The organism is Pseudoflavonifractor hominis (assembly GCF_014288125.1).
Lineage (GTDB): Bacteria > Bacillota > Clostridia > Oscillospirales > Oscillospiraceae > Pseudoflavonifractor_A > Pseudoflavonifractor_A gallinarum.
Genome location: NZ_JACOPR010000006.1, coordinates 162,898 through 175,633, shown reverse-complemented (window position 1 = coordinate 175,633; position 12,736 = coordinate 162,898). Strand labels below are relative to the sequence as shown.

The window sequence follows — 12,736 nt, the reverse complement described above, 5'->3', positions numbered from 1 at the left end:
CCGGAGCGGACCGGGTCTTCTGTTTTTATACCACCTTGGCCGCGCGCTTGCAGGGCGGGGTGTTGCGGCTCTTGGTCACCTTGACCTCGCCGTCGATGAGCACGATGCTGATGCCGGGGATGTCGCCACACTCAAAGGCCTCGGCGGCGGTGTTGGCCACGGAGCCCATGGGGGCATCCATGCACACCAGATCGGCCTCGCGGCCCACGGCGATGACGCCGGTGTTCAGGCCGTACACCTTGGCGCTGTTGCCGGTGGCCATGCAGACCGCCTGGGCGCCGGGGATGCCGGAAACGGAGGACACCTGGCAGATGTTGCGCAGGATGCCCAGGGGGATGATGCCGGTGCCGGAGGGGGCGTCGTTGCCGAAGATGATCCGGCCCAGCTGTCCCTTCTCCTGCGCGCGGCGGGCCACATAGTCGGTGACCTTGGGGTTGCCGCACTGGACGATCTCCATGGCGAACTCGGTCTCGTCCATCAGCTTATCCACCTCGTGCAGGGGAACTGCGGTGGGGCCGCCGTTGATGTGGGAAATGACATCGGGCTTGGTGGCCATGACCTGCTCAGCGGTGACGGTGGAGCTGCCGGGGATGGAGGTGCCGCCGGTGTGCATCTGCACCTTGAAGCCGTGCTTGTGGGCCCACTCCACCATGGGAGCGGCATCGGCGGGATCCTTCACGCTGCCCAGGCCGATCTCGCCCACGGTCCAGACGCCCTGCTCCTTCAGGTCGATGAAGTCCTGCTCGGTCATGCCCTTCTCCAGGATGACGCTGCCGCCATGGACCTTGACGCCGGCGGGGCGGAGGGCTGCGAAGGACTTGTGGGCCAGGATGGCCAGAGCCTTGGTGCCGGCGGGGTCCTTGGGACGGCCGGGCATATGGCACTCACCAGCGGAGATGATGGTGGTCACGCCGCCGTGGAGCTCGCCCTCGATGAAGTTGCTGGCAAACTGACGGTGGGCATAATCCCCGATGGTGGTATGTACATGGGTATCGAAGAAACCGGGGGCCACGGTGGCGCCTGCGGCGTCGATGACCTTGTCCGCCTCCACACCGTCGGCCACGCTGCTGTTGCCGACGGCTGCGATCTTCTTATCCGTGATGACAATGGTATCTCCGTCCAGGACGGGATGCTCGATGTCTCCGCTGAGGATCATACCGATATTTTTGATGATCGTGGAACCCATAATGACAATCTCCTTTCAACCTTTGGGCGGTTTCTGCCGTCCACTGCTTGTCTGTTGCAACGTGATACCAGTGCCGCCCAACTGGATGGGTGGGTACCGGCAAATCATTTCGCCGGAAGGAACCGGGGCATCCATTTTTCAACGGAAGCCCCGGCGCCAGCGTTTGAAACTAAGTCCGGGTCCTGTCCTTGTACCCTTCGTCTCTCTTATACCATTTTGTAGTCGCCAAACTCGATCCAGCCCTTCTTGCGCATGAACTCCGAGATGACCCAGGAGAGAATGGCGGGCAGGACGAAGCAGATCAGGATCATGCCGATCCAATCCATTGCGCCGGGAGTGAGGGCGACCTCGCCCATCTTCACGGCAGCCTCAGAGGGATTCAGCCAGCCGGTCACCACACCGATGGGGCCCACGATACCGGAGGTGCCCATACCGGAGGAGATGGGCGCGCCGTTCATACGCAGGCTGAACAGGCAGGTGGCAATGGGGCCGGTGATGGCGGCGGTCAGCGTGGGGGGGATCCAGAGGATGGGCTTCTTCAGCAGGTTGGGAACCAGCAGCATCGAGGTGCCCAGGCCGATGGAGGCCAGACCGTTGAGCTTGTTCTCACGGTAGGAGCAGACTGCAAAGCCAACCATCTGAGCACAGCAGCCGGCAACCGCCGCGCCTCCGGCCAGGCCTACCAGACCCAGGCCGGCGCAGATGGCCGCAGAGCTGATGGGAAGGGTCAGAATGATACCCACAATGACCGACACCAGGATACCCATCAGGAAGGGCTGCTGGTTGGTGGCCCACATGATGATGGTGCCCAGCCACACGGCAAAGGAGCCGATGGGCGGTGCGATCAGATTGGCAGCCAGAACACCCACACAGATGGTGACGGTGGGGGTGATGATCAGGTCGATCGGTGTGCGCTTGGAGACCAGCTTACCGGCCAGGATGGCTATCAAGCTGACGAAATACACCGCCAGCGGTCCGCCAGCCGCGCCCAGCTTATTGGCCACCAGGCCAACGGTCGCCAGGGAATAGAGGACATAGGGATCGGCCTTCATGGCGTAAGCGATGGCCATTGCCATGGCCGCACCCTGGATCTCCTGGGTGTAGGCCGATACCTCCGCCAGGAAGGTTCCGACCGCTCCAGGGGTGAACTGACCGATCGTACCCAGGATGGTACCGATCAGCAGCGAGGCGAACAGACCGTGCGCCATGCCGCCCAGGCCCTGGATGAAGATGCGGTTGAACGAGAACTCGATGTTCTGTTCCTTCATGTACTTGTGGAATCCTGTCAGTTCTTGCTTGTTTGCTTGCTCAGACATAGACGTTCCTCCCTCTCTGAAACTTACACTCAACTGTGCTTTTTTTGGGGGTGGGGAATGCGATGCCGGCTTCTGGCGCCTTCCAATTGCCAGCGTTTATACCACGTTCCACACGGGGAACGCAATATACTCAACAGACGTAAGGGCCCCTGTGGACCCCTGCTTTCCTTTTCCATATCAAATGCTTTTGTGCTCTCTTGAGCCAACGAAAACTATATATTATAATTTATATGACATAAAGCCGTTGATATGTCTACATTTTTTCTTTTCTGTTCTTTTTGCTTTTACATATTGACTAATTTTGTTCTTTCTTTTATGCTGAAATTATATCATTTCACCGCTCTCTTTTCAAATACTTTTACAATCTGCAACTTTGTTCATATATATTTTAAATATATAATTCGCTCTTAAAACGTCAAAAAGAACGGAGGTATTTTGTGCAATGACTCTAAAACAGCTGGAATACTTTCTGGAGATCACTCGAATGGGCAGCGTGACCAAAGCAGCACAGAATCTAAATATCTCTCAGCCTCCCCTAAGTCTCCAGTTAAAATCCCTGGAGGAGGAGCTGGGTACCCCGCTCTTTATCCGCAATAAGCGCCATCTGGAAATCACGTCGGAAGGACGCCTGCTGCGGGAGCGGGCGGAGGCCATCCTCGCCCTTCTGGAGGAGACGGCCCACGATATTCAGGTCGCCGCGCAAAACAAAGAGTCCGTGATCCGGATCGGGTCCATCGGCTCGGTCAACAATCGTCTGCTTCCTCAGATCATAGCGCGCTTCTGCCGCGAATATCCTTATGTACACTTCCAGGTGCGTGAAGGCCGCACCGACACGGTGCTCCGGGATCTGGAGGGCGGAAATGTAGACTTTGGCTTTGTCCGCGAGCCCTTCAATGTGGCGGGCTTTCGTTCCCTCCCCATTCAGGACCCGGTTCTGAGCCTGGGGGAAAACGACTACTTTGTGGCCATCGCCCTGCCTCAATTCTTTGATTTCTACTACGAGGGGGGGCATCTGGCCTCCACTCCTCTGGAGGCCCTCCAGGGAAAGCCCCTGGTGATCCATCAACGCTACCGGGAAATGCTGCTCAGCGCCTGCCGCAAGCGGGGCTTCAGTCCCCACATCATCTGTGAAAACGGCGAGATCCAGTCCTCCCTCAGCTGGGCCAGCGCCGGGATCGGCATCGCCATCGCCCCCTACACCTCCGCCGCGATCAACAGTGACCCCAATCTGGTCATTCGCCGGCTGGAATCCTTCTCCCTCTGTCCCCGTGTCTGTCTGATCTGGGACCCGCTGGTCAATCTCTCTCCCGAGGCGATGGCCTTTATGGCCATGATCTGACAACTCATCCGTCATCCGATGTCATTTTTGCAAGTATTAATTCATACTCATGCAAATTTTATCTCTTTTTTTGAAAAATCTATTGACAGCACCCCTACTTCTGGTTTTATAATAGGCCATGCTTTCAGTTGGAGTATAAGTCAGTTTTGGATGCGAGGCCCGTTCCGCGCTCCATTCCGCCGATTGCAACGTATCTCTCAATACCTTGCAGTTTGATTCCGAGTGAATGCAGCCGAGCCGCCGCAATACCCCTAATCGCGGGGACTGCGCAACCAAAACAGGAGGTCTTTTGTTATGGAGTATGTTGATCAGGTACTAGCCGCCGTCAAAGAGAAGAACGCCTATGAGCCGGAGTTCCTTCAGACCGCTACCGAGGTCCTGGGTTCTCTGCGCCGTGTGGTGGAGCAGCACCCCGAATACCGCGACGCCAAGCTGCTGGAGCGCCTGGTGGAGCCTGAGCGCATCATCACCTTCCGGGTACCCTGGGTCGATGACAAGGGCGAATATCAGATCAACCGCGGCTTCCGGGTGCAGTTCAACAGCGCCATCGGTCCCTACAAGGGCGGCCTGCGCTTCCATCCCAGCGTCAACCAGAGCATCATGAAGTTCCTGGGCTTTGAGCAGATCTTCAAGAACTCCCTCACCGGCCTGCCCATCGGCGGCGGCAAGGGCGGCAGTGACTTTGACCCCAAGGGCAAGAGTGATAACGAGGTCATGCGTTTCTGCCAGAGCTTTATGACCGAGCTCTACCGTCACATCGGCCCCGACTGCGATGTGCCCGCCGGCGACATCGGCGTGGGCGGCCGTGAGATCGGCTATCTCTACGGCCAGTACAAGCGCATCACCGGTCAGTACTGCGGCGTGCTCACCGGCAAGGGCCTGACCTACGGCGGTTCTCTGGCCCGCACCGAGGCCACCGGCTTCGGCGTCATCTATCTGGCCAACCAGGTCCTCACCCATCGCGGCAAGAGCCTGGAGGGCAAGAAGGTCATCGTCTCCGGTTCCGGCAACGTGGCCATCTATGCCGCCAAGAAGGCTCAGGAGCTGGGCGCCACGGTTATCGCCATGTGCGACTCCAACGGTTACATCTATGATAAGGACGGCGTGGACATCGCCGTGATTCAGGACCTCAAGGAGGTCCGCCGTGCCCGGATCAAGGAGTATGTCTCCGCTCGCCCCAGCGCTGAGTATCACGAGGGCTTCCGCGGCATCTGGAACATCCCCTGCGACATCGCCTTCCCCTGCGCCACCCAGAACGAGATCGATCTGGACGCCGCCAAGGCGCTCATTCAGAACGGCTGCTGGATGGTCTGTGAGGGCTCCAACATGCCCTCCACGCTGGAGGCCATGGAGGCCTTTGAGCAGGCCGGCATCCTCTTTGTCCCCAGCAAGGCCGCCAACGCCGGCGGCGTGGCCGTCTCCGCGCTTGAGATGAGCCAGAACAGCCTGCGGCTCTCCTGGACCTTCGAGGAAGTGGACCAGCGCCTCCAGAGCATCATGGCCAACATCTACCAGAACATGTCCTCCGCCGCTGCCGAGTATGGCAAGAGCGCCGACGACTTTGTCTCCGGCGCCAACGTGGCCGCCTTCCTCAAGGTGTCCAACGCCATGATGGCCCAGGGTCTGGTATAACTCTTCGCCGCAATCAGTCTGTAGACATACCGTTTCGAAAGAAGTGCCATATTTTTAAGGTACTTCTCCATACCCTTCCACATATTGAGACGCCGGGGTCCAAAACGGACCCCGGCGTCTTGTGCTGTACGCCTCTATCCCATACCCCACTCCTGGCCGGGAAAGCGTTCCATATTCCATTCATAAGAAGCGGCATCCTCTGAGGCACGCAGAACCAGTCCCTGCCCCGGAGCAAGCCGCAGAAAAAGCCAAGCCCCATGACCTCTCTCCCACAGGCGAAGCACATAGGCGCCCGCCCGCAGATGGTCAAATACCGCCATCCCATTGCTCTGGGGTTCGCGGCTGGAGTACGTGCAGCTCCCACAGCGCTGGAGGGTGATCTGAAGGGCTCCGGCCGCTCCCAGCGGCGCACTCACCCGCAGCCAGCTTTGCTTCGGCGTAGGCCGAAGGCATCCGTCCTCCGACCGTTCCTCTTTCCCACACAGACAAAAAGAATGCCCTGTCCAGCTCCAGGTTACTGGCTCTTTTTCGTTTTTACCATATACTGCCCGCCGCCAACGCCGCCAAAGAGATACTTCCCCTCTGTATTCGTCTTGGTCGTGGCAACGAGCCGCTCTTCCCCGGCACTTACCGCAAACAGACCCACAAAGCACCCGGCCACCGCATTTCCGCTCTGATCCCGGATCACCCCGCTTACCGTGCCATTATAGGTGCGGGTATCCACCACCATGGTCATGATGATGTTGGCAATAGACCCTCCGGTAATGGTCGCGATCATCGGGGCAGAGGGAAGATAGCCGTCGGCCGTGGCCAGCAGCGTATACACGCCGTCCGCCACGTCATAGAAGGCAAACTCCCCGCCCTTTGCCGTGTAGGTGGAGGCAATCGCCGTATCCCCGCTGTTTTTCAGCGTGACCTTTGCCCCGCTCAGCGGGACGGCCATACTCTCCTCCATCACCTGGACCACGCCCGCAATGGCACCCAGCGCCAGCGTGGCATCCAGCGCACAGACCAGTGCGACCTCCGTGGTGTCTCCCACGGCAAGCGTTACCCCGACCGCAGGACTGAGGCGGTAGCCCTGCTTGACCGCCGCCACCGTGTAGGTCCCCGCGGGGATCCCGTCCATCGTGTACTCACCGTTGTCATCGGTCATGGTGTGCTTGAAGGGAACCCCTTTATCATCAAAGATCTTTACCGTAGCACCCGGGACGGGCACCGTCCCGTCGGTTACCTGACCGTAGAGGGTGGCAAAGGAACCGGCCGCGGGGGACAGATTCAGATTGATGTCCGCCTCCTGTATTCCCTCCACGGCAAAGGGCTGACTATATTGCAATCCCAGCAGATCCTGCTTGATTTCGGGCATAAACGTGACCTCCTGAAGAAAATCAGGCATACAGATGCCTGTGGTGCCCGATCTGGCGGTCACCCATGTTCAGGGTATGCTCCCCCCTTCTCCGGCGTTCCTGCCCGCCCCAGAGAGAAAAAACATGGTGCGCCGAACGGCGCACCATGTCAAAGAATGAATTCGCAGAGCGTTTTCTGCAGCACACAGAGTTATCCACAAAATGGTAGAACGCGGCTCACCCAGCCTCAGTTCTGTCCCCGGTGGACGTGGAGCATCTGGTGGACCCGATTTTTGAGGATATCGTCGTAAAGGGAGCGGATCAGGGGATTTTCCTCACTGCGCTTCATCACCGAGGCCTTGTCCGCCTTGTAGAGTCCCTGGGAGCGCAGGTCCACCTGGCCCCGGTGTCCAAAGGGCTGACCGGCACCGGCCACACAGCCGCCGGGGCAGGCCATGACCTCCACGAAGTCAAAATGCTCCTCCCCTGCCTCGATCCGCTCGATGAGCTGGTCGGCATTGCCCAGTCCGCTGACCACGGCAATGCGCAGCGTCCGCTCGCCATAGGGGACCTCACAGGTCTTGACGCCCTGCATGCCGCGCACGCCTGCGTACTCAAATTCCCGCAGGGCACGGGGGCTCTTGTCCTCGGAGAGACGGCGCAGCGCCGCCTCAGTCACGCCGCCGGTGGCGCCGAAGATGACGCCGGCTCCGGAGGAGAGGAAGAAGGGCATGTCGGGAGCCTCGATGTCCAGCTCGTCAAATTCGATGCCCGCCTCTTCGATCATCTGCACCAGCTCGGTGGTGGTGAGAACATAGTCCACGTCGGGGCGTCCATCCCGGATGTACTCCTCCCGGGCCGCCTCCGCCTTTTTGGCGGTACAGGGCATGATGGCCACCGAGACCGTCTTTTTCCCGTCCCTCTCATCCTCCAGGCGGTAGTGCTCCCGGAGGACCGCACCGAACATCTCCATGGGAGACTTACAGGTGGAGAGATGGGGAACCAGCTCCGGATGGGCCGTCTCGGCATACCGGACCCAGGCCGGGCAGCAGGAGGTAAAGAGCGGATACTCCTTTTCCACCTCCTCCAGGCGCTTTTTGAGTTCACCGGCCTCTTCCATAATGGTCAGATCGGCGCCTACGGCGGTATCAAAGACCTGATCGAAGCCCATGCGGTGGAGGGCCGCGATGATCCGGCCCATCACATCTACTCCGGCGCCCAGCCGGAACTCCTCGCCCAGCGCCACACGGACGGCGGGGGCGATCTGGACTACGGTGCGCACACCGGGATCGTGGATGGCGCTCCACACCCCGTCCGCGCTGCTCTTGACGGTGATCGCGCCGGTGGGGCAGACCGCGGCGCACTGCCCGCAGTCCACGCAGTTGGTCTCGGCCAGCGGGCGCTCAAAGGCGGTGGAGACCGTCATCCGGGCACCCCGGTGGGCAAAATCAATGGCGCCCACATGCTGGGTCTCGTTGCACATCCGGACACAGTCGCCGCACAGGATACACTTGGAGGGGTCCCGCACAATGGCCCGGGAGGAGTTGTCCAGGGGCTTCTGCTCCTCCAGGGGACGGAACCGGATGTCCCGCAGACCAAAGCGGCGGGCCAGCTTCTGAAGGCTGCACTTGCCGCTCTTTTCACACAGGGTGCAGTCCCGGCAGTGGGCGGAGAGCAGCAGCTCCAGGATCATGCGGCGGTGCTTGTAGAGCTTAGGGGTATGGGTGCGGATGCTCATACCCTGCTTGGGCGGGGTGGAGCAGGCAGCCACCATGCCGCCCCGCTCGTCCTCCACCATGCACATCCGGCACGCGCCGTAGATGGAGAGGTCGGAATAATAGCAGAAGGTGGGCAGCTCGATTCCCGCCTTGCGCACCAGAGTGAGAATATTGGGTTCCTGGTCAAATTCTACCCGGATCCCGTCAATAAACATATACTTAGACATCTGCATCCTCCTCAACCCCGGGATATGGCATGGAAGCTGCAGTTTTCCATGCACGCGCCGCACTTGATACACTTGCTCTGGTCGATGACATGGGGCTTCTTCACCGTACCGGAGATGGCGCCCACCGGGCAGTTGCGGCTGCACTTGGTACAGCCCTTACACAGCTCCGGGTCGATCGTGTAGGAGAGCAGCGCCTTGCACTGACCGGCCGGGCAGGTATGATCCACCACATGGGCCATGTACTCGTCCCGGAAGTATTTGAGCGTACTCACCACCGGGCCGGCCGCCGTCTTGCCCAGACCGCACAGGGCGGTGGCAGAGATGGTATCCGCCAGCTGTTCCAGCAGATGGATGTGCTCCTCCGTGCCTCTTCCCTCCACAATGTCGTTGAGCAGCTCCAGCATCCGCTTGGTGCCCTCACGGCAGGGGACGCACTTACCGCAGGATTCGTTCTGGGTAAAGTTCATAAAGAAGCGGGCCACTTCCACCATGCAGCTCTTGTCGTTCATGACCACCAGGCCGCCGGAGCCGATCATGGCGCCCACCTTTTTCAGGGAGTCAAAGTCCAGAGGCATATCCAGGTGCTCTTCCGCGCTGTTGAAGCACAGGCAGCCGCCGGAGGGGCCGCCGATCTGCACCGCCTTGAAGCTGCCGTCCTTTACACCGCCGCCGATATCAAAGATGATCTGGCGCAGGGTGGTGCCCATGGGGACCTCGATGAGTCCGGTGTTGCACACATTTCCGGTCAGGGCAAAGGCCTTGGTGCCGTGGTTCTTCTCCGGTCCGATGGTCTGATACCAGGCCGCGCCCCGGTTGAGGATGGGGGGAACGTTGCAGAAGGTCTCTACATTGTTGAGGACAGTGGGCTTTTCAAAGAGTCCCTTCTCCACCGTGCGGGGAGGCTTGACTCGGGGCATGCCGCGCTTGCCCTCAATGGACGCGGTCAGGGCACTGCCCTCGCCGCAGACAAAGGCGCCCGCGCCCTGGCTGATCTTCAGGTCAAAGGAGAAATCCGAGCCCAGGATGTGCTCACCCAGCAGGCCCAGCTCCTCCGCCTGGGCAATGGCCTTCTGAAGACGGGCCACCGCCAGCGGATATTCCGCCCGGACATAGATATAGCCGTGGTGTGCTCCGGTGGCAATACCGGCCACGATCATACCCTCAATGACCCGGTGGGGATCGCCCTCCATCATGGAGCGGTCCATGAAGGCGCCCGGGTCACCCTCGTCGCCGTTGCAGACCACATACTTGATGTCGGACTTCTGCTCCAGCACCTGCCGCCACTTCTTTCCGGTGGGGAAGCCGCCGCCGCCCCGGCCCCGCAGGCTGGACGCACTGATCTCCTCCACGATCTGCTCGGGCGTCATCTCAAAGAGGGCCTTCTCCAGCGCGCAGTAGCCCCCTTCGGCGATGTACTCCTGGATGGACTCGGCATTGATGTGTCCGCAGTGCTCCAGCGCCACGCGGGTCTGCTGGCGGTAGAAGGGAATGTCATCCTGCCGCGCAAAGGCGTTGCCCTCAGCGTCATGGTAGATCAGCCGGTCGATGACCTCGTCCCGGAGGATGCTCTTCTCCAGGATCTCCTCACAGTCTTCCACCTTGACCTTGATGTACAAAAGACCCATGGGCTCGATGCGCAGCAGCGGGCCGCACTCACAAAAGCCGTGACAGCCGCTCTTCTTCATACCCACGGGATGCTCATGGGGACCATGGTCCAGCGTGACGGTACAGGGGATCTCCCGCTCCTCCATGAGGGTCTTCAGGCGCTCAAACACCTGGAGGGAGCCGCCGGCCACACATCCGGTACCCGCGCAGATGAGCACCTGCTTGCGCTGGCTGCGCAGAAGACCGGCGCAGCGCTCCCGCAGGGCAATGAGCTGTTTGCGGTTACTGATCCGTTCCATTCTGCTCCTCCTCTCTCAGACGGGCAATGAGGGCCCGGGCCTTGTCCGGCGTCATGGCCGGATGGACCTGATCGTTGACCGTACAGGCCGGCGCCAGTCCGCAGGCCCCCAGACAGGACACGGTCTCCACCGTGAAGAGCATGTCCGGGGTGGTGCGCCGCTCGGCGCTCAGCCCCAGCTCCTCCCGGAAGGCCTCCAGCACCGGGACCGAGTGGCGCACATGGCAGGCCGTGCCGTCACACACCTTGATGACATACTTTCCCTTGGGCTCCAGGGAAAAATTCTCATAGAAGGTCGCTACGCCGTATACCCGGGCCTCGCTGAGCTTCAGGCCCCGTGCCACATAGGTGAGGGCCTCCTCGGGTAGATAGTGGTACTCCTGCTGGACCTGCTGGAGCACTCCGATCACCTGATCCTTCCGATATCCATGCGCCTGCAGGATGCGGTCCAGAATCTGCTTATCTTCGGGCTTAATGATCTCCACCTGCTTTCTTCCGTTATCGTCTATCGCTTGTCTTCCTCTCGAATCCAAACGCTAAAGTTCACAAACTTCTCAACTTAAAAGATTGTAGATTATTTTACCAAGAAAGTCAATTGCAGACCGGCCCTATTTGAAAAATTCCACATAATTATGCGTTTTGAACAATTTAATTTCCAAAACGGCGAGTTTAATATTTGTTCTTTGCGCGCATGATAGTCCATCTCTCGCGGACATTTGCTGTTTTTGGTCCTTGCAGCCTCGAAAAAGCAGTCCGGGCGGCACAGCCAGAACTGTACCGCCCGGGTCTCAAAGCAACGATTCAACAACCGCCTGTCCGCAGCCGCTGCAGACACTCCTCCACGGTAGAGCGGGGACAGGCCAGATTGACACGCACAAAGTCTGCGCCTTCCGGTCCGAAGCTGCTCCCGTCGTTAAACGCCACTTTACACTTCTCTACCAAAAAGCGCTGCCGCTCCTCTGGCGAAAGGCCCAGGCCGGAGCAGTCCACCCAGGCCAGATAGGTCCCCTCCGGAGGCAGCACCCGCAGCTTCGGCAAACTGCGGGCCACCTCGGCGCAAAAATAATCCACATTTCCTTTCAGATAGACCAGCAGCTCATCCAGCCATGCCTCCGAGTCCCGATAGGCACCCACGACCGCCGCCTCTGCAAAGGCGTTTGGCGAGAGGGCGTGATGGCGCTCCGCCACCGAGCGGTATCTCCGCCGCAGTTCCTCATTGGGGATGATGATATTGGAGGCCTGGATCCCCGCCAGATTGAAGGTCTTGCTGGGTGCTGTGCAGAGGATGGTCCTCTGGGCCATTTCGGGCAGCGCATTCCAGAACACGGTATGGGGCTGGAATACCAGGTCGCTGTGGATCTCATCGGCAATGACCATCAGATCGTGCCGCAGGCAGAACCGGCCCAGCGCTTCCAGTTCCTCCCGTGTCCAGACCCGGCCCACCGGATTGTGAGGAGAGCAGAGCATCAGCGCCCGGGTCCGGGGGGTGATGCGCCGCTCCATCTCCTCAAAGTCAAAGGTATACCGCCCGTCTGAGCGCTTGAGCGGGCACCGGTTTACCACCCGTCCCCACTCCTCCACCGCCCGGTAGAAGGGGGCATATACCGGCGTGGAGATCATCACCTCGTCCCCCGGCTCCGTCACAGCCTGTACGGCGAAATTCAATGCGGAGACCACACCCGGTGCGAACACGATCCACTCCCGCTTTACCTCGCACTGGTGACGGCGGGCCATCCAGTCGATCACCGCCTCATAGTACGCTCCCGTCAGCACACTGTATCCAAAAATCCCCTGTTCCACCCGCTGCCGGAGTGCCGCGAGGACCCCCGGGGGTGACGGAAAGTCCATGTCGGCAATCCACATGGGCAGGAGATCCGTTCCTCCAAAATTCTTGTCCGCCCGGTCCCATTTGACACTCCCGCTCCCTCTCCGGTCTACTGCCCGGTCAAAGATCGACTGCATAGTACACACTCCGTTTCTCCTATGAATGTTGGTAAGGCCATTGTAGCCGCATTTTCTCCGTCCGTCAATCATCCTGCCCCGCCCGATATGCCTGCCATTTTTTAATAAAA

9 protein-coding genes are annotated in these 12,736 nt (G+C 59.9%); 2 read left to right on the top strand and 7 right to left on the bottom strand.

Going from position 1 to position 12,736, the window contains the following annotated elements; translation table 11 throughout:
- Positions 1-25: 25 nt before the first annotated feature.
- Complete coding sequence (locus H8S34_RS10970) at positions 26-1,186, bottom strand: amidohydrolase family protein (RefSeq protein ID WP_101691455.1); 1,161 nt, start codon at positions 1,184-1,186, stop codon at positions 26-28.
- Positions 1,187-1,392: 206 nt separating this feature from the next.
- Entirely contained in the window at positions 1,393-2,502 is a 1,110-nt protein-coding gene (locus tag H8S34_RS10965; protein WP_186963994.1) for a PTS sugar transporter subunit IIC, read from the bottom strand.
- Positions 2,503-2,944: 442 nt separating this feature from the next.
- Here H8S34_RS10965 and H8S34_RS10960 point away from each other — a divergent pair, with 442 nt between their 5' ends.
- Entirely contained in the window at positions 2,945-3,841 is an 897-nt protein-coding gene (locus tag H8S34_RS10960; protein WP_101691457.1) for a LysR family transcriptional regulator, read from the top strand.
- Between the two features lie 294 nt (positions 3,842-4,135).
- On the top strand, positions 4,136-5,473 hold the full coding sequence (gene gdhA / locus H8S34_RS10955; RefSeq protein ID WP_101691458.1) for an NADP-specific glutamate dehydrogenase: 1,338 nt from the start codon (positions 4,136-4,138) through the stop codon (positions 5,471-5,473).
- A 514-nt stretch (positions 5,474-5,987) separates the two neighbouring features.
- Here gdhA and H8S34_RS10950 read toward each other — a convergent pair.
- The 5 genes from H8S34_RS10950 to H8S34_RS10930 form a co-directional block, all read right to left on the bottom strand.
- The gene (locus H8S34_RS10950) at positions 5,988-6,836 is read right to left on the bottom strand and encodes an MSCRAMM family protein (protein WP_186963993.1); all 849 of its coding nucleotides are present in this window, start codon (positions 6,834-6,836) and stop codon (positions 5,988-5,990) included.
- Between the two features lie 227 nt (positions 6,837-7,063).
- Positions 7,064-8,761, bottom strand: coding sequence for a [FeFe] hydrogenase, group A (locus H8S34_RS10945; RefSeq protein ID WP_186963992.1), 1,698 nt, complete (start codon positions 8,759-8,761; stop codon positions 7,064-7,066).
- An 11-nt stretch (positions 8,762-8,772) separates the two neighbouring features.
- Positions 8,773-10,665 (bottom strand): NADH-quinone oxidoreductase subunit NuoF, encoded by a 1,893-nt coding sequence (locus tag H8S34_RS10940; protein ID WP_186963991.1) that lies wholly within the window; start codon positions 10,663-10,665, stop codon positions 8,773-8,775.
- Positions 10,649-11,143 (bottom strand): NAD(P)H-dependent oxidoreductase subunit E, encoded by a 495-nt coding sequence (locus tag H8S34_RS10935; protein ID WP_101691590.1) that lies wholly within the window; start codon positions 11,141-11,143, stop codon positions 10,649-10,651. Before H8S34_RS10935 ends, H8S34_RS10940 begins: the two co-directional genes overlap by 17 nt.
- A 322-nt stretch (positions 11,144-11,465) precedes the next feature.
- Entirely contained in the window at positions 11,466-12,626 is a 1,161-nt protein-coding gene (locus H8S34_RS10930; protein WP_186963990.1) for a MalY/PatB family protein, read from the bottom strand.
- Positions 12,627-12,736: the final 110 nt, after the last annotated feature.

Coding starts and splice junctions, on each gene's coding strand:
- H8S34_RS10970 (WP_101691455.1), bottom strand. CDS start 1,186: ATGGGTTCCACGATCATCAAAAATATCGGTATGATCCTCAGCGGAGAC.
- H8S34_RS10965 (WP_186963994.1), bottom strand. CDS start 2,502: ATGTCTGAGCAAGCAAACAAGCAAGAACTGACAGGATTCCACAAGTAC.
- H8S34_RS10960 (WP_101691457.1), top strand. CDS start 2,945: ATGACTCTAAAACAGCTGGAATACTTTCTGGAGATCACTCGAATGGGC.
- gdhA (WP_101691458.1), top strand. CDS start 4,136: ATGGAGTATGTTGATCAGGTACTAGCCGCCGTCAAAGAGAAGAACGCC.
- H8S34_RS10950 (WP_186963993.1), bottom strand. CDS start 6,836: ATGCCCGAAATCAAGCAGGATCTGCTGGGATTGCAATATAGTCAGCCC.
- H8S34_RS10945 (WP_186963992.1), bottom strand. CDS start 8,761: ATGTCTAAGTATATGTTTATTGACGGGATCCGGGTAGAATTTGACCAG.
- H8S34_RS10940 (WP_186963991.1), bottom strand. CDS start 10,665: ATGGAACGGATCAGTAACCGCAAACAGCTCATTGCCCTGCGGGAGCGC.
- H8S34_RS10930 (WP_186963990.1), bottom strand. CDS start 12,626: ATGCAGTCGATCTTTGACCGGGCAGTAGACCGGAGAGGGAGCGGGAGT.